The following is a 24637-nucleotide window of genomic DNA, read 5'->3' as shown; positions in this document are numbered from 1 at the left end:
CCCCGCAAGAGGACGGCCGCCACAGGAAGGTCTTGCCGATGGGTTTTCTCGGATCCCTCAATCAGGAGCGCATCGTCTTCGCGATCGCGGTGGCAATCTTCGTCGTCGCGGCGCTGACCCTGCCGGGGTTCTTCACCGCCGACAATCTGGTGGCGATCGTGCGCTCGGTTTCGGTGCTGGGCATCCTCGCGCTCGGCATGGCGATCATCGTGATCGGCCGTGGCATCGACCTGTCGATGGTGGCGGTGATGGCGATGTCGGTGGCGTGGTATCTGCAAATGCTGGGCAACGGCATGAGCGACGGCGCGGCGCTTGGTCTGGCCCTTGCCGGCGTGGTGGCGATCGGCTTCGCGAACGGCTTCCTTGTCGCCTATGCCGAGGTGCCGGCGATCTTCGTCACCCTCGCCTCGGCCTCCTTCGTCTACGGGCTCGTGCGCTCGCAGCTGATCGGCTCGGACGCGGTGCCGGTGCCGCCCGGGCACTGGGTGGCCGAGCTCGGCGCGCTGCGGCTTGCCGACGTGCCGGTCGAGGTCTTCGTCTTCGCCGGTCTCGCCCTTGCCGCCTTCGTCTTCCTGCGCTTCACCAAATGGGGGCGCTATGTCTATTACGCGGGCGACAACCCGGCGGCGGCGCGCAATGTCGGCATGCCGGTGCGCCCGATGCTGGTGCTGCGTTACGTGCTCTCATCGCTCGTCGCCTTCGCCGCCGGGATCCTGACCGCGGGCAGCCTGCAGTCGATGAACACCCGCGTGGTGAACTCGCCCCAGCTTTACGACATCGTTCTGGTGACGGTGATCGGCGGCATCGGGCTCGCGGGCGGCAAGGGCGGCGTGCGCAACGTGCTGATCGGCGCCGCGCTGATCGGCATCATGCTGAACGCGATGACCATCCTCGACATCCCGCTTCTCTATCAGAACCTGATCAAGTCCGCGATCCTGCTGGCCGCGATCATCTTCGACGGCGTGCTGAACCCGCGCGACGAGCAGACCGCGCAGCAAGGCGACATCTGAGACCGACGACCGCCCCCGCGCGCGATCCGGGCGGCGGGCCATTTCCAACAGGGGTAACGACATGAAGACACTGCTGAAGACTGCCTTGATGACCGCCGCGGCCGCGGGGTTCCTCGGCGCCGCGACGCTGCCCGCCGCCGCCCTCGACGATCCGGGCCCGGCCGCCTATTCGGCCGCGCTGAAGGGCAAGAAGGTGATGCTGGTGCCGCTGTCGATGGGCTTCGACCTGGCGCAGGGCTGGACCGCCTTCCTCAAGCGCGAGATCGACGCCTTCGGTGGCACGCTCGAGACCCGCGACCCGAACTGGTCGGCCGAGGCCGGCGCGCAGGCGATCACCGAAGCGATCTCTTCGGCCGAGAAGCCCGACGTGCTGATCGTGATGTCGCCCGACCTGAACAGCTATTCGAAGCTGCTGAAGAAGGCGCAGCAGGCCGGGATCTATGTGATCCTTGTCGACAACCCGGCGAACTTCAAGGCCGACGTCTACACCGGCTCGGACTGGACCCAGCTTGGCCGGCTCGAGGCCGAGGCGGTGGTCAAGGGCTGTGGCGAGGGCAGCTCGAAGAAGATCGGCCTTGTCCAGGGCGATCAGGTCAACGCCACCAGCCTGTTCCAATATGCGGGCATCATGGAGGTGCTGGCGAAATATCCCGATTTCCAGGTCGTGGCGAAACCCGACTCGAACTGGGACGCCACCACCTCGCGCAACGTGACCACCACGATGCTGCAGCAAAACCCCGACATCTGCGGCATCATCGACTTCTGGGACGGCGACGCGACCGGCGCCGCCGCCGCGATCCGGGATGCGGGGCTGCAGGACAAGGTCTACCTCGTGACCACCGGCGGCGGCGAAAAGACCGCCGATTGCGACCGGCTCGAGGATGGCACCTATGACGCCGTGGTGATGACCGATCTCGCCCACGAGTCGAGCGACATGGTGGCGATGATCAAGTACCTGCTGCAAAGCGGTCAGGCGCCGGGCACCTCGTCTGCCTATCTCTACACGCTGCTCAAGGCCACCACCAAGGCCGACCTGACCCCCGGCACCTGCTGGGATCTGCAGGCGCTGCAGGCGCTGCAGGCGGCGGCGAAGTAAGCCCTTCCCCACTCACGCGACGACCACTCACGCGAACCGGGGCGGCCCTGCGGGGCCGCCCCTCCCCTCCCCCGAGCCGGACATCCCCGACATGCCGTCACGCGAACGCCTGCAGGCCCTGCGCTACAACCTCATTCCCGATCACCTGATCGGCGAGATCCTGACCAAGCGCTGGACCGACAACGCGATCCCGTTCCTCGTGCTGGTGGCGGTGATCGCGCTCTTCGGCACGGCGATCCCCGGGTTCTTCAACCCGTTCAGCCTGCAGGAATCGACCCGCCAGCTGGGCGAGTTCGCGATCGTGGTGATCGGTCTCACGGTGGTGATGCTCGGCGGCGGCATCGACCTCTCGGTGGGGTCGATCTTCGCGCTGGCGACCTTCGCCTCGGTGGGCTCGTTCTTCATCCTCGGCCTGCCGGTCTGGGCGGCCTTCCTGGCGGCGCTGGCGACCGGCGCGCTTTTCGGCGCGATCAACGGCTATCTCGTCGGCTTCCTGCGGCTGCGTGCGTTCCTGACCACGCTGGTCACCTTCATCATCGGCCGCGCCGTCTTCGACATCCTGGTGGTGCAGTTCGGCGCCGCGATCCAGATGTCCTTTGCCAGCTCGGATGCGTGGGACTTCATCGGCGACGGCACCTTCGCCGGGCTGTCGGTGCCGGTGATCGCGGCCGGGCTGCTGGCGCTCGTCACCCACGTCACCCTGACCCGCGCCCGCATCGGCTGGCACATCCTCGCCGTCGGCGGCTCGCGCCGCTCGGCGCATAACGCCGGCATCAAGGTCCGGCGCACGGTGTTCCTGACCTATGTCTTCTCGGGCCTGTGCTCGGGCGCGGCGGGGTTCCTGATCGCCTGCCGGCTCTCGGGCGCGGGCCCGGGCACCGGCGCCGGGCTCGAGATCCTCGCCCTCACCGCGGCGGTCGTCGGCGGCAATGCCCTCGGCGGCGGGCGCGGCTCGGTGGTCAAGGGGCTGATGGGCGCGGTGATCGTGCTGGTGATGACGAACGGGCTCATTCGCCTGGGCTATGGCACCGGCACCAACCAGATGGTCCTGGGCATCATGCTGGCCGTCGCCGTCACCATCGACATCCGCTGGCTGAAGAACCGCCACAAGGTGCTGAACGAGGTCTATGTCGCGCCGGTCTATCTGAAGATGGGCGAGCCCCAGTCGGCCGAGCCGCATTCGGGCACGCCCTATGCGCTGAACAACCGCCTCGCCGCAGCCGAGCATATCGGGCTGGGCGAGCTCGAGGGGCCCGAGGACGTGATCCTCGACGCCGACGACCATCTGTATTGTGGCACCCGGCATGGCGAGATCGTGCGCTATTTCGCGCCCGACTACACCCGTTCCGAGGTCTTCGCCCATGTCGGCGGCTTCCCCCTCGGCCTCGCCTTCGACCGCGACGGCAACCTGATCTCCTGCGTGGGCGCCATGGGGCTTTACAAGATCGCGCCCGACCGCACCGTGACGCGGCTGAGTGCCGAGACCCGGCGTTCGCTCACCTCGGTGCAGGATGACGCGCGGCTGCGCGACCCCAATGACCTCGACATCGCGCCGGACGGGCGGATCTATTTCACCGACTCGACGAAGCGCTATGACGCGCATGACTGGACACTCGACAGCATCGAGAACCGCGGCACCGGGCGGCTGCTGGTCTATGATCCCCGGGACGGCTCGACGAAGACGCTGCTCGATGGCTATCGCTACACCAACGGCGTGTGCATGGCCCATGACGGCAAGTCGCTCTATTTCGCCGAAAGCTGGGCTTGCCGGATCCATCGCTACTGGCTCGAGGGGCCGAAGGCCGGCACCGCGGAATGCGTGATCAAGGACATGCCGGGCTATACCGACAACATCAACCGCGCCTCGGACGGCACCTACTGGATGGCCTGGCTCGGCATGCGCACGCCAAGCTTCGATCTCAGCCTGCGCCATCCGGCGATGCGCAAGCGGATGACCCGCCGCCTGCCGCAGGACGACTGGCTGTTCCCGAACATCAACACCGGCGGCATCGTGAAATTCGACGACAGCGGCCGCATCCTGCAGACCTTCGGCGACCTCACCGGCGAGAACCACCCGATGGTCACCTCGATGCGCGAGCACAAGGGCGAGCTGTTCATCGGCGGCATCCTGAACAACCGCATCGGCCGCTACCGGATCGAGGGCGCCGACCCCGAGTGGACCGGGATGCGCGCCTATTGGGGGACCCGCGCATGATCTTCGATCCGATCCTCGACCTGTTTCGCGGCAAGGCGGTGACGATCCCGCCGATGGACGGCGCGTTCCGGCCGAATACCGCGCTTGACGAGGCGCCGGTGCTGGCGCGTCTTGCCGAACCCGACAACCTCGCCGTGCTCGGTGGCGACCTCATCGCCTCCTCGGGCAATGCGCTCTACCGCCTCGTGCCGGGCGCCGAGCCCCTGCTTCTCCAGCGCTTCGACGCACCGGTGACCGCGCTCGCCGTCTCGGCCGAGGGCCAGCTTGCGGTGGCGCTGGAAACTGGCGTGCTGCTGGTCGACGGGGTGGCGCAGCACCTGCTGCCCGAGGTGCGCGCGATCACCGGCCTTGCCTTTGCCGCCGATGGCGCGCTGTGGCTGACGAACGGCTCGGCCGAGCACGCGCCCTCGGACTGGGCCGCCGATCTGATGAAGCGGCGCGCCACCGGCTCGATCTGGGTGCGCCGCGCCGAGGGACAGCCCTTCCACAAGGTGGCACAGGATCTCGCCTGGCCGAACGGGCTCTGCCCGCGCCCGGGCGGCACCATCGCCTTTTCCGAAAGCTGGCGGCACCGGGTGATGGAACTGAATGCCGAGGGCGGGCTGAAACCGCTGATCGAGATGATCCCGGGCTATCCCGCGCGGATCTCGCCCACCCCCGACGGCGGTGCGGTGCTTGCGGTCTTTGCGCCGCGCAACCGGCTGATCGAATTCGTGCTGCACGAAACCCATTACCGCGAGGACATGATCCGCGAGGTGCCGCGCGACTACTGGATCGCGCCGGCGCTCGCCTCGGGGCGCAGCTTCCTCGAACCGCTGCAATGCGGCGGCATCCGCACCATGGGCGTGCACAAGCCCTGGTCGCCCTCGCGCTCCTGGGGCCTTGTGGTGCGGCTCGACCGGCAGATGAACCCGGTCTCGAGCGCGCACAGCCGCGCCAACGGCCACCGCCATGGCGTATGCTCGGCGATCGTGCATGCGGGCCGGCTTGTCGTCGCCTCGAAGGGCGGCGACGTCCTCGTCACCCTGCCGGCGGAGGGCTGAGCATGGACGATGCGATCCTGCGGCTCGAGAAGATCACCAAGGCCTATCGCGGCGTCCCCGCCGTGCGCGAGGTCGATTTCGAACTGCGCAAGGGCGAGATCCACGCCCTTCTGGGCGAGAACGGCGCCGGCAAGTCGACGCTGACGAAGATGATGGCGGGGGTCGTCGCGCCCAGTTCCGGGCGGATGTGGCTCCATGGCCGCGAGACGGTCTTCGCCACGCCGAACGCGGCGCTCGAGGCCGGCATCGCGATGGTCTTCCAGGAGACCTCGCTCGTGCCCTCGATGACGGTGGCACAGAACCTCTATCTCGGCTCCGAGAAGTTCCTGAACCGGCTGCGCGGCACCTACATCTCGGCCCAGCAATTCCTGCAATCGCTGAACTTCCCGGTCGATCCGGCGGCGATGGTCGAGACGCTGGGCGCCGCCAAGAAGCAGATGGTCGAGATCGCCCGCGCCGTCCATCACAACGCCGAGGTGATCATCTTCGACGAGCCGACCGCGACGCTGACCCCCGAGGAAAAGCGCCACTTCTTCGCGCTGATCCGCCGGCTGAAGGCGCGCGGCGTGTCGATCGTGTTCATCTCGCACGCGCTCGAGGAGGCGCTCGACCTCTCCGACCGCATCACCATCCTGCGCGACGGCGAGCTGGTGGCGACGGGCCCGACCGCCGGGTTCACCCGCGAGACGATCGTCGCCGCGATGGTCGGGCGCACGCTGTCCGATGCGCTCTACCGCGACCGCTCGGCCGCGGGCACCCGCAAGGCCGGGCAAAAGGTGCTGTCGGTGCAGGACCTGTCGATGGGGGCGATGGTGCGCAACACCTCGTTTTCCATCTTCGCCGGGCAGGTCACCGGGGTCTTCGGCCTGGTGGGCTCGGGCCGGACCGAGACCTTCAAGGTGGTCTCGGGGATCTACAAGCGCGACTTCCTGCGCGGCGGGGCGGTGGCGCTCGACGGCCGGCCGGTACGCTATACCGTCCCGCGCGAGGCGGTGCGCGACGGCATCGTCTACATCACCGAGGACCGCAAGGCCGAGGGCTTCTTCGAGACGATGTCGATTGCCGAGAACATCTATTCCGGGCTTCTGGCGGCGGGGCACGATCACGCCTGGTATGTCGGGCGCGCCGAGATGGCGGCGGTGGCGGCCGAGTGGACGCAGACCCTGAACATCCGCGCGATCAACGAGAATGCCCGGGTGGTCGAGCTGTCGGGCGGCAACCAGCAGAAGGTGGTGATCGGCAAGGGGCTGGTGCAGAAACCGCGGCTCGTCATCTTCGACGAACCCACCCGCGGCGTCGACGTCGGCGCGATTGCCGAGATTCACGCGCTGATCAACCGGCTCGCGAACGAGGGGCTCGCGGTGGTGGTGATTTCCTCCTACCTGCCCGAGGTGATGAACCTCTCCGACCGCATCCTCGTGTGCCGTCAGGGCCGGATCGTCGAGGAATTCTCGCCCGGCGAGGCGACCGAGGCCAGGATCATGTATGCCGCCGTGCATTGAGCGGCGGAAAAAGGAGGACGCGATGGCGACCGTGAAACTGATGAGCGATGCCGAGGCGGAGACGATCCCCGCGGTCAAGGCGGTGTTCGACGACATCCGCGCGACGCGCAAGACCGACTTCATCAACAACTTCTGGCGCGCGCTCGCCTTCGACGCGGGGCTTCTTGCGCGCACCTGGGAGGGGCTGAAGGCGGTGATGACCGTGCCCGGCGAGATCGACCCGAAGACGCGCGAGATGATCTATGTCGCGGTCTCGATCGCCAACAGCTGCAGCTATTGCGTGCATTCGCACACCGCGCAGGCGAAGGCGAAGGGCATGGGCGCGGCCGAGCACGCCGAGCTTCTGTCGATCGTCGCGCTCGCGGCGCAGACGAACCACCTCGTCACCGGGATGCAGATCCCGGTCGATCCCGAATTCCAGCTGTAAGGAGGCCGCGCGATGGACATGGCCCTTGTCGCCCGCCGCCCGGGCGGCCCCGAGGTGATGGAATGGAGCGCGGTCGAGACCGCCGCCCCCGGCCCCGGCGAGGCGCTGGTCCGCCACACCGCGATCGGGGTGAATTTCATCGACGTCTATCACCGCTCGGGCCTGTACCCCTGGCCCGAGGGCAGGATGATCCCCGGCGCCGAGGCCGCGGGGGTGGTCGAGGCGGTGGGCCCCGGCGTCGACACGGTGCGGCCCGGCGACCGGGTGGCCTATGTGCTGAAATTCGGCGCCTATCGCACCCGCCGCGTGGTGCCCGCGGACCGGCTGGTGCGGCTGCCCGACGCGATCCCCGACACGGTGGCGGCAAGCGTCATGCTGAAGGGGCTGACGGCGCAATACCTCGTCACCTCGTCCTACGCGGTGCAGCCGGGCGACACCGTTCTTGTCCATGCGGCGGCGGGCGGCGTCGGGCTGCTCCTCGGCCAGTGGCTGCGCGCGATCGGGGCGCGGGCGATCGGCACCGCGGGCGGGCCCGCCAAGGTCGCGCTGGCGCTTCAGCACGGCTACAGCGACGTCATCGACTACACCGCCACCGACTTCGCCCCCGAGGTCGCGCGGCTGACCCGGGGCGCGCTCTGCGCCGCGGTCTATGACAGCGTCGGGCGCGACACCTGGCGCGGCTCGCTCGCCTGTCTGAAGCGCTTCGGCATGTTCGTGAACTTCGGCCAGTCCTCGGGGATGATCGAGGATTTCAAGCTCTCCGACCTGGCCCGGGGCTCGCTGTCGGCGAACCGGCCGATGCTCTTTGATTATGTCGATGCGCGCGAAGACCTCGAACGCCGCGCCGCCGATCTGTTCGCCCGGCTCGAACGCGGCGAGGTCCGCGCCGACGTGGTGGCGACGCGGCCGCTCAGCGAGGCGGCCGAGGCGCATGCGGCACTCGAGGGGCGGCGCACCACCGGCACCACGGTCCTGATCCCCTGACGCGTCAGATCCAGCCCAGGAGCTTCCACCACAGGAAGTCGAGCGGGGCGAGCACGAGAAGCGTGAGCAGCGCGAGCGGCAGCACCACCTTGACGAGGTGGGAAAGCCGCTCGCCCGAGAGCTGCATCGCCACCACCAGGGGCCCGACCTGATAGGGGAAGAACACCGTCGAGAAGCCGATCACCTGGGTCATCAGCACCGCCTTCAGGCTGAAACCGGTGAGGGTGGCCAGATCCTGCGCCATCGGCGTCAGCACCGCGGGCACCCCCGGCACGGTGGCGAAGAGGCCGGTGCCGCTCGCCATCGCGACGAGCGACAGGAAATTCGTCGCCTCGGCGCCGGGCGCCATCGGCAGCACCTTTTGCAGCCCCGCGCCCAGCAGCGCACCGAGCCCCGAGGCATTGACCATCGCCCCAAGCGCCAGCGCACCGACGACGAACAGCAGCATGCCGAAGTCGACGCCCTGCCTGAAGGCCGGCGGCGTCACCACGCCGATCCCCGGCATCAGCAGGATCACCGCCGCGACCAGCCCGACCCAGGCCGCGTTCACCCCGTGCCAGCTGTCGGTCATCCACAGCACGAGCGTCGCAAGCAGGATCACCGCCACCCGGATCTGCTTGCCGCGCTCGCCGGGGTTCGCGCCCGCCGCGGCCTCTGCCTCGAGCACGCGCGGCAGCGGCGCACCGACCTCGGCCGGGAACAGGCGCAGCACCAGCGCGACGGTCAGCGCCGCCTTGAGAATGCCCAGCACCGGGTAATGCAGCAGCAGGTATTCGGTATAGCCGAAATGGACGTGGTGGATGGTCTCGGCCGCGCCCGACAGCACCATGTTCGGGATGTTCGAGGGCAGGATCGCAAAGCTCGGCATGTTGCAGCCGATCGCCAGCACCGCGGCAATGCCGATCCGCCCGTTCGAGCCGCGGCCAAAGCCCGCCCGGTCGGCCAGCGCCATGCCGATCGGCACCAGCACCACGGCACGCCCGACCGAGGAGGGCATCAGGAAGCCGAGCGCCATCGCCACGCCCATCAGCCCGCCAATGAGCCAGGGATAGGAGCGGCCGAGCACCGGCCCCACCGCTTCGGCCAGTCGCCCGCCAAGGCCCGACACGCCGATCGCCGTGCCGATGACGAAGCCCGAGACGATCAGCCAGACCGCAGTCGAGCCGAAGCCCGCAAAGACCGTGGCGGCCGGCGCGAGGCCGAGGATCAGCACCACGGCGAAGAAGATCAGGCTGGCCAGATAGCCCGGCACCACCCCCGTCGCCCAGAGCGCCAGCGTGACCAGCACGATGCCGAGCGTGCGCGCCTGCTCGAGTGTCAGCCCGGCGGGCGGCAGCAACGCCAGCACCAGCGCCGCCAGCACGACCAGCGCGACGAAAAGCGGTTTCATCGAAATTCTTGCGACTGACATGGGCCCCCCGTTCGCACTCGTCGCCACACTAGCCCGGCGCGCGCCCCTGCGTTAGACCATCATCATGACAAAGGATGTCGCCGAAACGCCAACCCGGCCCGCCAGCGGCGCGGGCTTCGTGCGCGATCCCGCGCGCCCGGTGCTGGTGCACAGCGGGCAGATGCCGGCCGGGCAGATGGTCGAGCCTCACAGCCACCCGCGCGGCCAGCTGATCTGGGCGATGCAGGGGGTGTTGCGGGTGACAAGCCGCGGCGGCGTCTGGATCGTGCCGCCCAGCCATGCGGTCTGGATCCCGGGCGGCACCGACCACCACGTCACCACCGAGACCGAGGTCGAGATCCGCAACCTCTACGTCGACCCCTCGTTGCCGCTGCGCCGGCAGGTGCCGCGCTGCGCCGTGCTGCTGCTGACGCCGCTGCTGCGCGAGCTGATCCTGCGGCTGGCCGCGCTGACGACCGACGCTCCCTTCGACGCGCGGCGGCTGCATCTGGCCGCGGTCATCGCCGACGAGATCGAGGCGCTGGCCGAGGCGCCCTTCAGCCTGCCCGGCGCGCATGACGCGCGGCTGGTGCGGCTGATGCGGCACCTGCGCGAGAGCCCCGACGAGGCGCGCCCGCTCGCCGATCTGGCGGCCCTGGCCGGGGCGAGCCCGCGCACGCTGGAACGGCTGTTCCGCGCCGAGACCGGGCTCACCTTCCGGCAGTGGCGCAGCCGGCTGCGGCTGATGGCGGCGATCGAGCGGCTCGAGCGCGGGCAAAGCAGCACCGAGATCGCCTGGTCGCTCGGCTATCGCAGCCCGAGCGCCTTCGTCGCCGCCTTCCGCGCGCAATTCGGCCGGCCGCCGCAGAGCTTCCTGATGGGTTAGGCTCAGAGCCCGCCAAGCACCCGGTCAAGCCGCGCCACCAGCAGGTCGGCCTGCTCGCGGGTGAAGATCAGCGGCGGGCGGATCTTCAGCACATTCGCGCCCTTGGCACAGGCCGAGATCAGCACGCGCTCCGCGCGAAGCCCATTGACGATGGCCGCCGTGCGCGCCGGATCTGGGGTCTTCGCGGCGCGGTCCGAGACGATCTCGACGCCGATGAAGAGCCCCGCGCCGCGCACGTCGCCAATGCAGGGATGACGCGCCGCCAGCCCGCGCAGCCCGTCGCGCAGATGCGCGCCGACGTCGCGGGCGTTCGCGACCAGCCCCTCGCCCTCGATCACGTCCAGCACCGCGGTCGCCGCCGCAACCGCCACGGCATTACCGCCGAAAGTGTTGAAATAGCGTGCCTTGCGGCCGAACTCGGCGACCACCTCGGGGCGCAGCGCGACGCCCGCGACCGGATAGCCATTGCCCATCGGCTTGCCCATGGTCACGATGTCGGGGGTGACGCCGTGGCGCTGGAACCCCCACATCGCGTCGCCGGTGCGGCCAAAGCCCGACTGCACCTCGTCGGCGATGTAAAGCCCGCCCGCGGCACGGATCGCGGCCACCGCGCCCTGCAGGAAGCCCGCCGGCCCGTCGAACACCCCGTCCGAGGCGAAGATGCCGTCGCAGATGAAGAGCGCCGGGCGGATGCCGTGGCGGGTCAGATCGGCGATCGCCGCCTCGACCGAGGCGGTGAAGGCGCCTGCCACATCCGCCTCGCGGTAGCTGTCGGGGGCGGGCACGGTGCGCACATGCACGCCCAGATCGACCGCGGGGCCGAGCGAGGGCGAGAACTCCGCCACCGCCTGGGTGACGCCGTGATAGGCAGTCTCGGTCACGATGATGCCGGTGCCGCCGGTGAAGGCGCGCGCGATCCGCACCGCAAGGTCATTCGCCTCGGAGCCGGTGCAGGTGAACATCATCTGCCCGATCTCGTCCGGCAGCGTGGCGAGCAGCCGCTCGGCATAGTCCAGAACGCCCGCGTGCAGATAGCGGGTATGGGTCGCCAGAACCCCCGCCTGCGCGGCAATCGCCGCCACCACCTTCGGGTGGCAATGCCCGACCGAAGTGACGTTGTTGTAGGCGTCGAGATAGGCCTCGCCCGCGGCATCATAGAGCCATGCGCCCTCGCCCCGCACCAGATGCAGCGGCTTTTCGTAGAACAGCCGATAGGCGGGCCCGAGCAGCGCCTGCCGCCGCGCGATCAGCGCCGCGGTCTCGGCATCGAGGTCGGCTGCCCCCTCGACATAGGCGTTCACCATCGTCTCGCGCGTCATCGCACGCCCTCCTCAGCCGCGGCCCGCAGTGCCGCCGTGACCACCTCGCGCGGCAGGGCGGCAAAGCCCGCCATCCCGGCCCGCGCGCCGCGGTTGTTTCGCAAGATATACTCGGCATTCTCCGGATAGCGCGCCGCGCGCCACTCGGTGATGGTGATCGAGGCGACCAGCCGCGCCACGATCAGGTCGCGCAGCAGCTCGACCTCGGCCGCATCAAGCGGCGTGACCGCGGCATAGGCCGCGACCATCCGCGCCACCGGGGCAAGCGGATCCTCCTCGAGATGGGTGAGATAGGAGGCCGCCACCGCGACATCGACGGCGCGCGGCGTGCGCACCATGTCGCCGAAGTCGAGCACGCCCGCGATCCGCTCGGGCGCCTGCGGGTCGATGACGATGTTGTGGTGGTTGAGGTCATTGTGCACCACCTGCCAGCGCAGCGCGGGCAGACGCGGCGCCACCGCGGCGGCGAAATGGTCGATCTCGGCCTGAAGCTGGTCGCGCAAGGCGCCGGCGGGCAGCGATGCGAGCAGCGGCATCAGCCGCGGCAGGTGGCGGATGTCCCACAGGATCTCGTGCCCCGAGGCGGGATGGCGGAAGCCCGCCAGCCCCGCGCCCAGTTGCGCGGCCAGCGTGCCGATCTGTGCCGCCAGCCGCCCTGCCCCGCCCGTGCGCGCCACCGGCGTGCCCGGCACCCAGCTGAGCAGCCGCACCGTGCTGTTCCGTCCGTCGTCAAGGGCAAGCGGCGCAAGGAAATCGCCCGTCCCCGTCGCGACCATCCGCGGCACCGGCAGGGCCGGGGTGCGGCCTTCCAGCCAGCGCAGCGCCTCGACCTGAAACGCGGTGGTGGCGCGCGCCTCGGCCGGGTTTGCGACCTTCAGCACATAGCCCGGCCCGGCCTCGGTGGTGATGCGGAAATTCGCGTCGCGCTCGCAAGCCAGGCTCTCGGCCCGCCCCTCAATCCCCCACAGATCGCGCAACAGCGCCTCGGCCGCCGCGGTATCGACGGGCGGCGGCGGGCTGTCGAGGAGGACGGCGAAGATCGGGTCGGAGAGCGCGTTGCTCATCGGCACGCCCGGAAACGGGGCGCGCGCGCCGGTCGCAAGGGGAAGTGGGTCATCGCAGCGCCTCCGCATCGGCGCCCCGCGCGATGGGGCAGCCTTCGTCCGGCGCCGATTAGTTCACCAAGCGCCCCGGCGCGTCAATGCACCGGGGCAGCGGAGTGAGGCAGACCGGCTCAGGGCAGCGGAATGAACTCGTCGTGGTCGGTGGCGGGCAGGTCGAACAGCCCCCGCCCCCACCGTGCCGCACGCCACTCTTCCTTCGCATGTTCGATCCGCTCGCGGCTCGAGGCGACGAAGTTCCACCAGATGTGGCGCGGCCCGTTCAGCGTGGCACCGCCAAGCGCCATGATCCGCGCGCCGCGCTCTCCCGCCTCGACGGTGATCCGGTCGCCCGGGCGGAAGACCATCATCCGCCCCGCCTCGAAGCGCTGGCCGGCGACGCGGATCTCGCCCTCGGTGACATAGATGCCGCGGTCCTCGTGATCGTCGGGCAGCGGGAAGCGGGCGCCGGGGGCCAGCGTCACGTCGAGGTAGAAGGTTTCCGAGAACATCGTCGCCGGCGCCACCTCGCCGTAGGCGGTGCCGAGGATCAGCCGCGCGCTGACCCCGCCATCCTCGAAGAGCGGCAGCGCGCCCTTGCCGTGATGCTCGAACACCGGGGCCATGTCCTCGCGGTCCTCGGGCAGCGCGATCCAGGTCTGGATGCCGTAAAGGCTGTGCGGCCCGTGCTTGCCTTCCTCGCTGGTGCGCTCGGAATGGGTCACGCCCTTGCCCGCGACCATCCAGTTCACCTCTCCGGGCACGATCACCTGATCGGCGCCGGTGCTGTCGCGGTGGTGGAAGTCGCCGCGGTAGAGATAGGTCACCGTGCCCAGCCCGATATGCGGGTGCGGCCGGATGTCGATGCCCTTGCCGGTGAGGAACTCGGCCGGACCGATGTGGTCGAAGAAGATGAAGGGCCCGACCATCTGGCGCTGCACCGAGGGCAGTGCGCGCTGCACCTCGAAGCCGCCCAGATCGCGGGCGCGGGGAATGATCAGGGTCTCGATCGCGTCGGGGCCGACGGCGTCGGGATCGCCCGGGGCGAGGGCGGGGTTCCAGCTCATGGCGTTCTCCTGTCGTTGATTGCCTCTGAGATAGCACGAAATCATGAAACGCGTGAGATGCAATTCGTTCGCATTTCGAGAACGCCGGGTTCTGTGCCGGGCCGCTTCGCCGGCGCGCCGCCGCGCCCTATCTTCTGGCCAAACCTCCTTCAGGAGAACTTCCATGACCACCGGTCTGCATCACGTCACCGCCCTCACCCGCCGCGTTCAGGCGAATGTCGACTTCTACGCGGGCTTCCTCGGCCTGCGGCTGGTCAAGCGCACCGGCGGCTTCGAGGATGCGAACCAGCTGCACCTGTTCTACGGCGATGCCGCCGGCGCGCCCGGCTCGCTCGTCACCTTCCTGGTGTGGGAGGATGGCGGGCCGGGCCGCGCGGGCCATGGCGCGCCGGGCGAGATCGCGCTCGCCGTTCCCGCCGACAGCATCGGCCTGTGGCTGACCCGGGCGCTCGCCGCGCATGTGCCGGTCGAGGGCCCGCTGCGCGAATTCGGCGAGACCGTGCTGCGGCTGAAGGACCCGGACGGCATCATCGTGAAGCTGGTCGGCGCCGATCTGCCCGCCACCGCGCCGCTCGACCCCGTCGAGGCGCCGCGCCGGCTGCGTGCGGTCACGCTCTTCACCGAGCGCCCGGACGAGACCGCGGCCTTCGTCGCCCGCTTCGGCTATCGCGAGGCGGCGCGCGAGGGCGCGGTGCGGCGGCTGGTGTCGGAAACCGACGCGCTCGACATCCGCGACGCGACCGGGTTTTGGGAGGCGGCGCCGGGCACCGGCGGCATCGACCACGTCGCCTTCCGCGCCCCCGATGTGGCGGCCGTCGCGGCGATGGAGGCGGCACTGGCCCCGGCCGAGCCCACCGCGCTGCACGACCGGACCTATTTCACCTCGCTCTATGTGCGCGAGCCGGGCGGCAGCCTGCTCGAATACGCGACGGACGGGCCCGGCTTTGCGGTCGACGAGGCGCCCGGGCATCTGGGCGAGACGCTCTTCGTGCCGGTCGACGACCCGCGCCGCGCCGCCGATCTGCGGGTGATGCTGCCGCAATTTGCCCTGCCGGGCGCGCCGCGCCTGCCGCAGCGCGATCTGCCCTTCGTGCACCGGATCTTCACCCCCGAGGAGCCGGACGGCACGACGCTCGTCCTGCTGCACGGTTCGGGCGGGAACGAAGCCGACCTGCTGCCCTTCGCGCATCGGGTGGCCCCGCACGCGACGCTGGTCGCCCTGCGCGGCCGGGCGGTCGAGGAAGGCACGCCGCGCTGGTTCCGCCGCGAGGGGCTGATGCGCTTCGATCAGGATGACATCCGCGCCGAGGCCGAGGCCTTCGACGCCTTCCTGACCGAGGCCCGCCGCGCCTATGGGCTCGCCCCGGACGGGCTGAGCGTGATCGGCTATTCGAACGGGGCGGCGTTCCTCGGCGCGGTGCTGCAGCTTTACCCGGGGGCTGTGCGGCGCGCGGTGCTGCTGCGCCCGGCAGCGGCGCTGGAAAACCCGCCCGCCGCCGATCTCGCCGGCACCCGGGTGCTGGCGCTGACCGGCACGCGCGACTTCTTCCGCGCCGAGGCGCCGAAGCTCACCGCGGCGCTGACCGCGGCCGGGGCCGAGGTCACGCGGCGCGCGCTCGATGCCGGGCATGAGATCACCACGGCCGACGAGGCCGCGGTGCAACATTGGATGACAGGAGAGACCGATGACTGAGATCACCCTGACCCGCGAATGGCGCGACGACCGGCACGGGCGCTATGTCGCCCGCGTCGCCGGTATCGAGGCCGAGGCGGAACTGACCTTCACCCGGCGCGGCCCGGCGCTCCTCAGTGCCGATCACACCGGCGCGCCCGAGGCCCTGCGTGGCACCGGCGCCGCCGCGGCGCTGGTCGAGCGGCTGGTCGCCGATGCCCGCGCCGAGGGGGTGAAGATCATCCCGCTCTGCCCCTATGTGCAGCTGCTCTATACCCGCCACCCGGACTGGGCCGATGTCTTCACCACCGCCCCGGGCGAGAAACCGGACCTGCCCCGCTGAGGTGCGTTCCGGATTTGCGAACGGCACGGGCGGCGGATATCCTGCCCGCATGACCTGGACGCTCGCGGATATCGAGACCTTCCTCGCGGTGATGGAGACCGGCAGCGTCTCGGCCGCGGGCGCGCGGCTGCGGCTGTCGAAATCGGTGGTCAGCAAGCGCATCGCCGAGTTCGAGGCGGCGCTCGGCACCGCGCTGTTCCTGCGCAGTGCCGGGCGGATCACCGCGACCGACGCCGCACAGGAGCTGGCCGAGCGGCTGCGCCCGGCGCTGGCCACCCTGGTTGCCGCCACCGAAAGTGCCGCCAGCGGCGCGCTGCGCGGCCGGCTTGCCATCGCTGCGCCGATGAGCTTCGGCATCCGCCATCTCGGCCCGGTGGTGGCGGGCTTCGCCCGCGCCCATCCGGGGCTCGAGATCGTGCTGAACTATGACGACCAGCACATCGACCTGGCGCGGGCGGGCTTTGACGTGGCGCTGCGCATCGGCCGGCTGCGCGACAGCACGCTGATGGCGCGCCGGCTGTGCGAGGACCCGCGCGCGATTGTCGCGAGCCCCGACTACCTGGCCCGCATGGGCACCCCCGCCACCGCCGCGGATCTGTCCGCGCATGAGGCGATCGGCTATCTGAACACCCGCCCGGGCGAGGCCTGGGAACTCGGCCCCGGCGTGCCGCCCCCCCGCCCGGCCCGCGTCGCCGCGAACAACGGCGAGGCGATGCGCGACATGGCGATTGCGGGGCTGGGCCTGGCATTTCTGCCCTCGTTCATCGTGCATGACGCACTGGCCGACGGGCGACTCGTCACGGTGCTGCCGGGCCTTGCCCCGCCGCCCTTGCCGATCAGCGCGGTCTGGCCGCCGATCCGGCCGATGCCGCGCAAGCTGCGCCTTTTCGTCGACCATCTCGTCGCCACCATCGGCGAGCACCCGCCCTGGCTGCCCCGCGGCTGAGCCCGAGCGGGCCTGTTACGCAAGTTTCGCACGGCGGTCGCCGGAACGTCACCTGAACCTGTTCAATGACCGGCAGTCCCGCCGCTCCACCGCGGCGGTCCCTGCTCCCGGGGCCCGGCCCCGTCTTGTGCCATTTCAGGAGACACCGATGATCCGCTTGAACCGCCGCCACGCCCTCGGACTGATGGGGGCCACCACCGGCAGCCTGCTGCTGCCCGGCTATCTGCGCGCGCAGGGCGCCCGCCGCTCGATCACGGTGGCGGTGCAGAAGATCACCAACAACAACACGCTCGACATCTGGAACGAACAGTCGAACGTCGGCGAGCGGGTGCTCTTCCCGAACCTCTGGGAAGGGCTGATCCTGCGCAACTGGATGGGCGATCAGGGCCCGGTGCCGGGGCTGGCGACCTCGTGGTCGCGCATCGACGACAAGACGATCGAGCTGAAGCTGCGCGAGGGCGTCAAGTTCCACAACGGCGACGAGATGACCGCCGAGGACGTGGCCTTCTCGTTCTCGCCCGAGCGTGTCTTCGGCAACACCCAGCCGGTCGGCGGCACCACGATCTTCGCCGACAACTCCAAACCCGCGACGGCGAAGGACCTGCCCGCCACCGTGCCGGGCATCGGCCGCCGCCTGTGGCCGGCGCTGCAGGGCGTCGAGATCGTCGACAAGCATACCGTGCGCTTCCACAACGCGACGTCCGACGTCGCGCTCGAGGGCCGGCTCTATGCCTTCGGCAGCCAGATCGCCAACCGCCGCGCCTGGGACGAGGCGGCAAGCTATGCCGAGTGGGCGGCGAAGCCCGTCACCACCGGCCCCTACATGGTGGCCGAGTTCAAGCCCGACGTGTCGCTGACCCTCGTCGCCTTCGACGACTACTGGGGCGGTCAGCCGCCGCTCGAGAAGATCACCTTCGTCGAGGTGCCGGAAGTGTCGAGCCGGGTGAACGGCCTGCTGTCGGGCGAATACGACTTCGCCTGCGACCTGCCGCCCGACCAGATCGCCGCGGTCACCGGCACCCCAGGCTTTGAGGTTCAAAGCTCGACCATCTGGAACCACCGGATCTCGGTCTTCAACACGCAAAACGAGGTGCTCGCCGATCCGCGCGTGCGCCGCGCCATGACCCATGCGATCGACCGTCAGGCGATCGTCGAGGCGCTCTGGGCCGGGCAGACGGTGGTGCCCGCGGGGCTGCAGTTCGACAGCTTCCGCCGCTCGGACATGTTCGTCGAGGGCTGGGCCGCGCCGGAATACAACCCCGAGCTCGCCCGCGACCTGCTGAAGCAGGCCAATTACAAGGGCGATGCGGTGCCCTATCGGCTGATGAACAACTACTACACCAACCAGACGCCGACCGCGCAGATCATGGTCGAGATGTGGCGTCAGGTCGGCATGAACGTCGAGATCGAGATGAAGGAGAACTGGGCGCAGGTCCATGACCCCGCCGGCGTCAAGGGCGTGCGCGACTGGTCGGCCTCGAACCTCATCAACGACCCGATCACCCCGCTCGTGGTGCAGTTCGGCCCGAACGGCGAGGCCCAGCAGAAGAAGGACTGGACCAACGCCGAGATGAACCAGCTCTCGGTGGTGATGGAGACCTCGACCGATCACGCCACCCGCAAGAAGGCGATCGCGCGGATGCTCGAGATCGCCGAGCGCGAGGACCCGGCCTATCAGGTCCTGCACCAGAACGCGGTCTTCACCGGCATGCGCTCGGACCTGCACTGGAAGGCGGCGCCGGCCTTCGCGATGGACTTCCGCGCCTCGAACTGGGCCGCGGGCTGACCCCCTGCCCCGGCCATCCCCCGGCGGGCCGCGTGCCCGCCGGGGCTTTGCATTCCGGCCCCGGCCGGACGCGCGCCTTTCGGAAGGATCTCATGGACAGACTGGTGGAAATCCGCGACCTGCGCGTCGCCTTCGACGGAGTCCCGGTGCTGCATGGCATCGACCTCGACGTGGCGCCGGGCGAGGCGCTTGGGCTGGTGGGCGAGTCGGGCTGCGGCAAGTCGGTGACCTGGCTCGCGGCGCTTGGGCTCCTGCCGGCGAAGGCACGGGTCACCGGCTCGGTCCGGCTGGGCGCGGGCGAGCTCGTGGGCGCGCCGCGCGAGACACTTGAAACCGTGCGCGGCAAGCGCATCGCGATGATCTTCCAGGACCCGTCGAGCGCGCTGAACCCGGTGATCCGGGTGGGCAAGCAGATCTGCGAGGCGCTGCGGCTCCATCGCGACCTGCGCGGCGCGGCGGCGAAGGCCGAGGCGATCCGGCTGATGGAGATGGTCGGCATCCCCGACGCGCCGCGCCGCTTCGACCTCTACACCCACGAGTTTTCCGGCGGTCAGTGCCAGCGGCTGATGATCGCGATGGCGCTGGCCGGCCGGCCCGACCTGCTGATCGCCGACGAGCCGACCACCGCGCTTGACGCCACGATCCAGGCGCAGATCCTCGAACTTCTGGCCCGGCTGCGGCGCGAGACCGGTATGGCCACCGTCTTCATCAGCCACGATCTGGGCGCCGTCGCGCAGGTCTGCGAGCGGGTCTGCGTGATGTATGCCGGCCGGATCGTCGAGGCGGGCCCGGTCGAGCGCCTGTTCGCGCATCCGCGCCACCCCTATACCCGCGGGCTCTTCGACGCGATCCCGCAGATGAGCGGGCCGCGGCGGCGGCTGGTGCCGATCCCGGGCACCGTGCCCGATCCGCGCGCCCTGCCGCCGGGCTGCGCCTTTGCCCCGCGCTGCACCCGCGCGCATGACGCCTGCAGCCGCACCCGCCCCGATCTGCTCGCGCAGCCCGACGGCCGCACCCTCGCCTGCGCCTATCCTGTGCCCGAGGCGCGGCACGACAGTTTCAGCACGGAAAGGGCGATGACATGAGCCGGCCCCCGCTTCTCGAGGCGCGCGATCTGGTGCGCATCTACCGTTCCCGCCGCGGCCTGACCGGCGCCGTGACCGAGGTCCGCGCCGTCGACGAGGTCAGCCTGAAGCTGCGTGCGGGCGAGACGCTGGGCATCGTCGGCGAGTCGGGATCGGGCAAGTCGACGCTCGGGCGGATGCTGCTGGGCCTTGACCCGGCGCAGGGCGGCACGGTGCTGTTCGAGGGGATGGCGCTGCCGCGCTTCGGCACCCCGATCTGGCGCCGGCTGCGCGCGCGCATGCAGATGGTCTGGCAGGACCCGCTCTCGGCGCTTGACCGGCGGCTGACGGTCGCCGCGCAGATCCGCGAGCCGCTCGACATCCACCGCATCGGCACGCCCGAGGAGCGCCCGGCCCGCACCGCCTCGCTGATGACCGCGGTCGGGCTGCGCGCCGATCAGGGCGGGCGCTATCCGCACGAGCTCTCGGGCGGGCAGCGCCAGCGCGTGGTGATCGCGCGCGCGCTGGCCACCAATCCGGCGCTTCTGGTCTGCGACGAGCCGGTCTCGGCGCTCGATGTCTCGATCCAGGCGCAGGTGGTGAACCTGCTGCGCGACCTGCAGGGGCAGAAGGGGCTGGGCATGGTGTTCATCAGCCACGACCTGAAGGTGGTGCGCAATCTCGCCGACCGGGTCGCGGTGATGTATCTCGGGCGGATCGTCGAGGAGGGCCCGGCCGAGCAGATCTTCGCCGAGCCGCGCCACCCCTATACCCAGGCGCTCGTCTCCTCGATCCCGGTGCCGGGGCGGCCGCTCGATGCCCGCATCCTGCTGCAGGGCGAACCGCCGAACCCCGCCGCGCGGCCCGCGGGCTGCGCCTTCCACCCGCGCTGCCCGCTGGCGCAGGGCCTGTGCCGCACCCGCGTGCCGGCGCTGCGCGTGCCCGAGCCCGGCCGCGCCGTCGCCTGCCATGTCACCGCCGGGGCGCAAAGCCCCGTCGCCGCCTGAAAGGACCGCCGATGCTGCGCTTCGTCGCCCTGCGGCTTGCCCGCGCGCTTGCCACGGTGATCGCCGTGATGACCTTCGCCTTCGTCGTGCTGCGCCTGTCCGGAGACCCGGCGCAGGTGATGCTGGGCCCCGACGTGCCCCAGGAGGCGGTCGAGGCCTTCCGCCGCTCCTGGGGGCTCGATGCGCCGCTGTGGCAGCAATACCTCGCCTATCTCGGCGCGATCTTCCGCGGCGATTTCGGCGTCTCGATGCGCGACCATTCGCCGGCGCTGGCGCTGGTGCTCGAACGCGTGCCGGCGACGCTGCAGCTGACGATCCCGGCGCTGATCCTGAAGCTCGGCCTCGGCATCCCGGCCGGCGTCTATGCGGCGCTGCACCGCGACAGCCTGATCGACCGCGGGGTGATCCTGCTTGCCGTCGCGGGCTTCACCATCCCCTCCTTCGTGCTGGGGCTGGTGCTGGTGCTGATCTTTGCGGTGACGCTGGGCGTTCTGCCCTCGGGCGGCTCGGGGACCTGGGTGCATGGCATCCTGCCCACACTCACCATCTCGATCGGTGGCATCGGCGTTCTGGCGCGGTTCTCGCGCTCGGCGATGATCGAGGTGATGGGCCAGCCCTATATCCGCACCGCCGCGGCAAAAGGCGTGAAATGGCGCAACGTCGTGCGCGGCCATGCGCTGCCGAACGCCGCGGTGCCGATCGTGACGCTGGTGGGTTTCATGGTCGGCTCGCTGATCGCCGGCGCCGTCGTGGTCGAGACGATCTTCAGCTGGCCCGGCATCGGGCGGCTGCTGATCGTCTCGGTCAGCAACCGCGACCTTGCCGTCGTGCAATGCATCCTGCTGCTGATCGCGGCGGCGATGGTCGTCTCGAACCTTGTGGTCGATCTGCTCTATGGCGCGCTCGACCCGCGGCTGCGCGCGCAGCCCGCCACCTGAGGAGGACGCCATGGCCCTCGCCGACATCCTGCCCCGCACCCGCCGCCTGCTGCCCGCGGGCCTGCCCGTCTCGGTCGCGCTCAGCCTGTTCTGGCTCGCAGCGATGCTGATCTGTGCGGCGCTCGCCGATCTGCTGCGCCCCTACCCGATCACCCGCATGGATCTGGCCGCGCGCCTTGCCCCGCCGCTGACGCCGCACCACTGGCTCGGCACCGACGAGCTGGGCCGCGACGTGCTCTCGCGGCTGATCCAGTCGGTGCGGGTCTCGCTGGTGATCGCCTTCGGCGCGACGATCCTCTCGGCGGTCTTCGGCACGACGCTCGGCTTTCTCGCCGCCAAGGCGCGCGGCTGGGTCGAGCATGCCGTCGTCATGCTTGCCGATTTCCAGGCGGCGCTGCCCTTCCTCATCCTGGCGCTGGCGGTGCTTGCCTTCTTCGGTTCGTCGATGCAGCTCCTGGTCGGGCTGATGGGCTTTTACGGCTGGGAGCGGTACGCCCGCATCGCCCGCGGCCTGGCGATCTCGGCCGGGGCGCAGGGCTATGCCGCGGCCGTGGTGCAGCTTGGCGCGTCCCCCGCCCGCGTCTATCTGCGCCACATCCTGCCCAATGTCGCCTCGACACTGATCGTGTCGATGACCCTGACCTTCCCCGAGATCGTCTTGATGGAATCGGGGCTCTCGTTTCTCGGCCTCGGGGTGCAGCCGCCCGAGACGAGCCTTGGCAACATGGTCGGTCTCGGCCGCGATTACCTGACCACCGCGCCCTGGATCATGCTTGCCCCCGCCGTTGTCATCACCCTGACAACTCTTTCGATTTCGCTGGCCGGAGACTGGCTGCGCGACCGGCTCGATCCCACCATTCGCTGAAGGAGCTTCCCATGACCGCCATCAACGGCCACCGCGGTGCCCGCAATCTCTGGCCCGAGAACTCGCTTCCGGGTTTTCGCAACGCGCTGCAGCTTGGCTGCGACGCGATCGAGTTCGACGTGCATCTGACCGATGCGGGCGAGCTTGTGGTGATCCACGATCCGCTGCTCGACCGCACCACCGACGGCACCGGCCCGGTGCGCGCCCTGACGCCCGAGACCCGGCGCCGCACGCTTCTGAAAGACAGCGACACCGTGGTGCCGACGCTCGGCGAGGTGCTCGAGGTGCTGGCGCCGGTGCACGGGCTTGGCCTGCATGTCGAGATCAAGCTCGACGAGGCCGACCTGCCCTACCCCGGCATCGCCGCCCGCGTCGCCGATGCGCTGATCGCGCATGGGCTTGACCGCCGCGCCCATCTGACCTCCTTCGACGCGGGCATCCTGCGCGACTGCGCCGAGGTCGCCCCCGGGATCGCCCGCCTCGTCTCGGCCGATGCCGACTGGGTGGCGCGGCAAGGCGGGCTTGAAACCTTCCTCGCCACGATGGGCCGACTTGTCGACATCGTGGCGCTGCGCCACGACTATCTCGACGCGGAATGGGACGCGATCACCGCGCTCTGGCCGAAGGAACGGCTTTGCGCCTGGACGGTGAACGACGAGGAGCGCATCCGCCATTTCCTCGACCTCGGCGTCGGCCATCTGACCAGCGACCGGCCTGACCTCGCGCTGCGCCTGCGCAGCACCGAGCCCGCCTGATCAGCCCGCAAGCCGGGTCTCGACCGTGGCACCGTGCGACAGCGTGCGGTGCACCGGGCAGCGATCGGCGATCTCGACCAGACGCGCGCGCTGTTCGGCATCAAGCGGGCCGGCCAGCGTGATCTCGCGCGAGAAGACGTCGATCCGTCCGCCCGCCGCCTCGACCGCCGCCGCATCCTCGGCATGGAGCTTGCGGTGGCTGACCTCGACCCGGACATGGTCGAGCGGCCATTTCTTGCGCCGCGCATACATCCGGATCGTCATCGAGGTGCAGGCACCAAGCGCCGCCGAGAGCAGCCCGTAGGGCGAGAGCCCGCGATCGGTGCCGCCCTGCGCCACCGGCTCGTCGGCGATCAGGTGATGGCGCGGGCCGGCAGTGATATCCTGCGCGAACCGCGCGGGGTCGGCCTCGGACACCCGCACCACGCCCTCGGGCACACCCTCGGGCGCCGGTTCGGCAAGATCGAGGTAATGCGCGGCCCAGGCGGCGATCACGCCGGCGGCGTAATCGGCCTCCTTCGGGTCGCTGATCATGTGATCGGCGTCATCGAGGGTGACGAAGCTCTTCGGATGCTTGGCGGCAAGGAAGATCCGCGTCGCGTTCTCGATCCCCACCACCATGTCGCGCGGCGCGTGCAGCACCAGAAGCGCGCGGTGCAGCGCCGCGGCCGCGGTGCCGACCTCGATGCCGCCAAGCCCCGCGACGAAGTCCCGCCCGATCCGCAGCCGGGCCGAGCCGAGGGTGACCTCGGCGGCACCCTCGGCCGCGATCTCGGGCATCGCATCGGCGAAATGCCGCGCCATCGCGGCGGGCGCGAACGAGGCGCCGATCACCGCCACCGCCGTCACCGAGGGCATTCCGGAAGCCGCCAGAAGCGCCGCGGTGCCGCCAAGCGAATGGCCGATCAGCAGTCCGGGCGCCATGCCCCGCCCCTCGAGGAACCGCGCCGCGGCGGTCAGATCGGCGACGGTGTCGGCAAAGCTCCGCGTCGCGAAATCTTCGCCCGCCCCGCCGATCCCGGTGAAATCGAATCGCAGCACCGCGATCCCCGCCGCCGCCAGCCGCGCCGCGATCCGCTGCGCCGCCGCGATGTCGCCACCGCAGGCAAAGCAATGCGCAAACAGCGCGGTGGCCAGCACCGGCCCCGCCGGCAGCTCCAGCCGGGCCGCGAGCGGGGTGCCGTCGTGGCCAGGAAAGGTGAGCGATTCCGAGGGCATGGGA

General features: G+C 70.2%; 22 protein-coding genes. 17 read left to right on the top strand and 5 right to left on the bottom strand.

What is annotated here, in order from left to right:
- Positions 1–38 precede the first annotated feature (38 nt).
- From DYS74_RS00340 to DYS74_RS00310, 7 genes are all read left to right on the top strand, one after another.
- Positions 39–1010: an ABC transporter permease gene (locus DYS74_RS00340; RefSeq protein WP_121530177.1), complete on the top strand. Its 972-nt coding sequence runs from the start codon at positions 39–41 to the stop codon at positions 1008–1010.
- A 61-nt stretch (positions 1011–1071) separates the two neighbouring features.
- Entirely contained in the window at positions 1072–2106 is a 1035-nt protein-coding gene (locus DYS74_RS00335) for a sugar ABC transporter substrate-binding protein (RefSeq protein ID WP_121530176.1), read from the top strand.
- 91 nt (positions 2107–2197) lie between these two features.
- The gene (locus DYS74_RS00330; protein WP_121530175.1) at positions 2198–4321 is read left to right on the top strand and encodes an ABC transporter permease; all 2124 of its coding nucleotides are present in this window, start codon (positions 2198–2200) and stop codon (positions 4319–4321) included.
- Positions 4318–5364 (top strand): hypothetical protein, encoded by a 1047-nt coding sequence (locus DYS74_RS00325; protein ID WP_121530174.1) that lies wholly within the window; start codon positions 4318–4320, stop codon positions 5362–5364. The genes DYS74_RS00330 and DYS74_RS00325 overlap by 4 nt, the downstream gene beginning before the upstream one ends.
- Positions 5365–5366: 2 nt before the next feature.
- Positions 5367–6866, top strand: a complete 1500-nt coding sequence (locus DYS74_RS00320; protein WP_121530173.1) for a sugar ABC transporter ATP-binding protein — start codon at positions 5367–5369, stop codon at positions 6864–6866.
- 22 nt (positions 6867–6888) lie between these two features.
- Entirely contained in the window at positions 6889–7293 is a 405-nt protein-coding gene (locus DYS74_RS00315) for a carboxymuconolactone decarboxylase family protein (RefSeq protein ID WP_113899162.1), read from the top strand.
- 12 nt (positions 7294–7305) lie between these two features.
- Positions 7306–8277 carry a quinone oxidoreductase family protein gene (locus DYS74_RS00310; RefSeq protein WP_121530172.1) on the top strand — a complete coding sequence of 324 codons (972 nt, stop codon included), beginning with the start codon at positions 7306–7308 and terminating at the stop codon, positions 8275–8277.
- A 4-nt stretch (positions 8278–8281) separates the two neighbouring features.
- Here DYS74_RS00310 and DYS74_RS00305 read toward each other — a convergent pair whose 3' ends face one another.
- Positions 8282–9667, bottom strand: a complete 1386-nt coding sequence (locus DYS74_RS00305) for an SLC13 family permease (RefSeq protein ID WP_121530171.1) — start codon at positions 9665–9667, stop codon at positions 8282–8284.
- An 85-nt stretch (positions 9668–9752) separates the two neighbouring features.
- Between DYS74_RS00305 and DYS74_RS00300 the strand changes: the two genes are divergently transcribed.
- A complete protein-coding gene (locus DYS74_RS00300; RefSeq protein WP_121530170.1) occupies positions 9753–10553 on the top strand; it encodes an AraC family transcriptional regulator in 801 nt (266 codons plus the stop codon).
- A gap of 2 nt (positions 10554–10555) precedes the next feature.
- On the opposite strand, the gene DYS74_RS00295 is transcribed toward DYS74_RS00300, so the two are convergent.
- From DYS74_RS00295 to DYS74_RS00285, 3 genes are all read right to left on the bottom strand, one after another.
- Entirely contained in the window at positions 10556–11872 is a 1317-nt protein-coding gene (locus tag DYS74_RS00295; protein ID WP_121530169.1) for an aspartate aminotransferase family protein, read from the bottom strand.
- The gene (locus DYS74_RS00290; protein ID WP_183077411.1) at positions 11869–12936 is read right to left on the bottom strand and encodes a phosphotransferase; all 1068 of its coding nucleotides are present in this window, start codon (positions 12934–12936) and stop codon (positions 11869–11871) included. Before DYS74_RS00290 ends, DYS74_RS00295 begins: the two co-directional genes overlap by 4 nt.
- A gap of 170 nt (positions 12937–13106) precedes the next feature.
- Positions 13107–14039 carry a pirin family protein gene (locus DYS74_RS00285; RefSeq protein ID WP_121530167.1) on the bottom strand — a complete coding sequence of 311 codons (933 nt, stop codon included), beginning with the start codon at positions 14037–14039 and terminating at the stop codon, positions 13107–13109.
- A 163-nt stretch (positions 14040–14202) separates the two neighbouring features.
- Between DYS74_RS00285 and DYS74_RS00280 the strand changes: the two genes are divergently transcribed.
- From DYS74_RS00280 to DYS74_RS00240, 9 genes are all read left to right on the top strand, one after another.
- Positions 14203–15732, top strand: a complete 1530-nt coding sequence (locus DYS74_RS00280) for a VOC family protein (protein ID WP_121530166.1) — start codon at positions 14203–14205, stop codon at positions 15730–15732.
- Positions 15725–16054 carry a GNAT family N-acetyltransferase gene (locus DYS74_RS00275; protein WP_121530165.1) on the top strand — a complete coding sequence of 110 codons (330 nt, stop codon included), beginning with the start codon at positions 15725–15727 and terminating at the stop codon, positions 16052–16054. The genes DYS74_RS00280 and DYS74_RS00275 overlap by 8 nt, the downstream gene beginning before the upstream one ends.
- Positions 16055–16103: 49 nt before the next feature.
- The gene (locus DYS74_RS00270) at positions 16104–17000 is read left to right on the top strand and encodes a LysR family transcriptional regulator (RefSeq protein WP_121530164.1); all 897 of its coding nucleotides are present in this window, start codon (positions 16104–16106) and stop codon (positions 16998–17000) included.
- A 148-nt stretch (positions 17001–17148) separates the two neighbouring features.
- Positions 17149–18786, top strand: a complete 1638-nt coding sequence (locus tag DYS74_RS00265; protein ID WP_121530163.1) for an ABC transporter substrate-binding protein — start codon at positions 17149–17151, stop codon at positions 18784–18786.
- 92 nt (positions 18787–18878) lie between these two features.
- Positions 18879–19871: an ABC transporter ATP-binding protein gene (locus tag DYS74_RS00260; RefSeq protein ID WP_121530162.1), complete on the top strand. Its 993-nt coding sequence runs from the start codon at positions 18879–18881 to the stop codon at positions 19869–19871.
- Positions 19868–20857 carry an ABC transporter ATP-binding protein gene (locus DYS74_RS00255; RefSeq protein ID WP_121530161.1) on the top strand — a complete coding sequence of 330 codons (990 nt, stop codon included), beginning with the start codon at positions 19868–19870 and terminating at the stop codon, positions 20855–20857. The genes DYS74_RS00260 and DYS74_RS00255 overlap by 4 nt, the downstream gene beginning before the upstream one ends.
- An 11-nt stretch (positions 20858–20868) precedes the next feature.
- Positions 20869–21795 carry an ABC transporter permease gene (locus DYS74_RS00250; protein WP_121530160.1) on the top strand — a complete coding sequence of 309 codons (927 nt, stop codon included), beginning with the start codon at positions 20869–20871 and terminating at the stop codon, positions 21793–21795.
- A 10-nt stretch (positions 21796–21805) separates the two neighbouring features.
- On the top strand, positions 21806–22660 hold the full coding sequence (locus DYS74_RS00245; protein WP_121530159.1) for an ABC transporter permease: 855 nt from the start codon (positions 21806–21808) through the stop codon (positions 22658–22660).
- A gap of 11 nt (positions 22661–22671) precedes the next feature.
- Entirely contained in the window at positions 22672–23415 is a 744-nt protein-coding gene (locus tag DYS74_RS00240) for a glycerophosphodiester phosphodiesterase family protein (protein WP_121530158.1), read from the top strand.
- Here the strand turns inward: DYS74_RS00240 and DYS74_RS00235 are convergent, their stop codons facing one another.
- Positions 23416–24633, bottom strand: coding sequence for a bifunctional alpha/beta hydrolase/OsmC family protein (locus DYS74_RS00235; RefSeq protein ID WP_121530157.1), 1218 nt, complete (start codon positions 24631–24633; stop codon positions 23416–23418). It abuts the gene before it with no gap.
- Positions 24634–24637: the final 4 nt, after the last annotated feature.

It is taken from the genome of Paenirhodobacter hankyongi (genome assembly GCF_003664585.1).
In the GTDB taxonomy this organism is placed as follows: domain Bacteria; phylum Pseudomonadota; class Alphaproteobacteria; order Rhodobacterales; family Rhodobacteraceae; genus Rhodobacter; species Rhodobacter hankyongi.
The sequence above is the reverse complement of the archived record's forward strand: the minus strand, read 5'-3'. Positions and strand labels throughout refer to the sequence as shown.

Bases quoted from the DNA above. Each gene is read 5' to 3' on its own strand.
- DYS74_RS00255 (WP_121530161.1), top strand. From the start codon at position 19,868: ATGAGCCGGCCCCCGCTTCTCGAGGCGCGCGATCTGGTGCGCATCTAC.
- DYS74_RS00310 (WP_121530172.1), top strand. From the start codon at position 7,306: ATGGACATGGCCCTTGTCGCCCGCCGCCCGGGCGGCCCCGAGGTGATG.
- DYS74_RS00340 (WP_121530177.1), top strand. From the start codon at position 39: ATGGGTTTTCTCGGATCCCTCAATCAGGAGCGCATCGTCTTCGCGATC.
- DYS74_RS00315 (WP_113899162.1), top strand. From the start codon at position 6,889: ATGGCGACCGTGAAACTGATGAGCGATGCCGAGGCGGAGACGATCCCC.
- DYS74_RS00325 (WP_121530174.1), top strand. From the start codon at position 4,318: ATGATCTTCGATCCGATCCTCGACCTGTTTCGCGGCAAGGCGGTGACG.
- DYS74_RS00300 (WP_121530170.1), top strand. From the start codon at position 9,753: ATGACAAAGGATGTCGCCGAAACGCCAACCCGGCCCGCCAGCGGCGCG.
- DYS74_RS00335 (WP_121530176.1), top strand. From the start codon at position 1,072: ATGAAGACACTGCTGAAGACTGCCTTGATGACCGCCGCGGCCGCGGGG.
- DYS74_RS00270 (WP_121530164.1), top strand. From the start codon at position 16,104: ATGACCTGGACGCTCGCGGATATCGAGACCTTCCTCGCGGTGATGGAG.
- DYS74_RS00305 (WP_121530171.1), bottom strand. From the start codon at position 9,667: ATGAAACCGCTTTTCGTCGCGCTGGTCGTGCTGGCGGCGCTGGTGCTG.
- DYS74_RS00290 (WP_183077411.1), bottom strand. From the start codon at position 12,936: ATGAGCAACGCGCTCTCCGACCCGATCTTCGCCGTCCTCCTCGACAGC.
- DYS74_RS00240 (WP_121530158.1), top strand. From the start codon at position 22,672: ATGACCGCCATCAACGGCCACCGCGGTGCCCGCAATCTCTGGCCCGAG.
- DYS74_RS00235 (WP_121530157.1), bottom strand. From the start codon at position 24,633: ATGCCCTCGGAATCGCTCACCTTTCCTGGCCACGACGGCACCCCGCTC.
- DYS74_RS00275 (WP_121530165.1), top strand. From the start codon at position 15,725: ATGACTGAGATCACCCTGACCCGCGAATGGCGCGACGACCGGCACGGG.
- DYS74_RS00280 (WP_121530166.1), top strand. From the start codon at position 14,203: ATGACCACCGGTCTGCATCACGTCACCGCCCTCACCCGCCGCGTTCAG.
- DYS74_RS00245 (WP_121530159.1), top strand. From the start codon at position 21,806: ATGGCCCTCGCCGACATCCTGCCCCGCACCCGCCGCCTGCTGCCCGCG.
- DYS74_RS00285 (WP_121530167.1), bottom strand. From the start codon at position 14,039: ATGAGCTGGAACCCCGCCCTCGCCCCGGGCGATCCCGACGCCGTCGGC.
- DYS74_RS00260 (WP_121530162.1), top strand. From the start codon at position 18,879: ATGGACAGACTGGTGGAAATCCGCGACCTGCGCGTCGCCTTCGACGGA.
- DYS74_RS00295 (WP_121530169.1), bottom strand. From the start codon at position 11,872: ATGACGCGCGAGACGATGGTGAACGCCTATGTCGAGGGGGCAGCCGAC.
- DYS74_RS00330 (WP_121530175.1), top strand. From the start codon at position 2,198: ATGCCGTCACGCGAACGCCTGCAGGCCCTGCGCTACAACCTCATTCCC.
- DYS74_RS00250 (WP_121530160.1), top strand. From the start codon at position 20,869: ATGCTGCGCTTCGTCGCCCTGCGGCTTGCCCGCGCGCTTGCCACGGTG.
- DYS74_RS00320 (WP_121530173.1), top strand. From the start codon at position 5,367: ATGGACGATGCGATCCTGCGGCTCGAGAAGATCACCAAGGCCTATCGC.
- DYS74_RS00265 (WP_121530163.1), top strand. From the start codon at position 17,149: ATGATCCGCTTGAACCGCCGCCACGCCCTCGGACTGATGGGGGCCACC.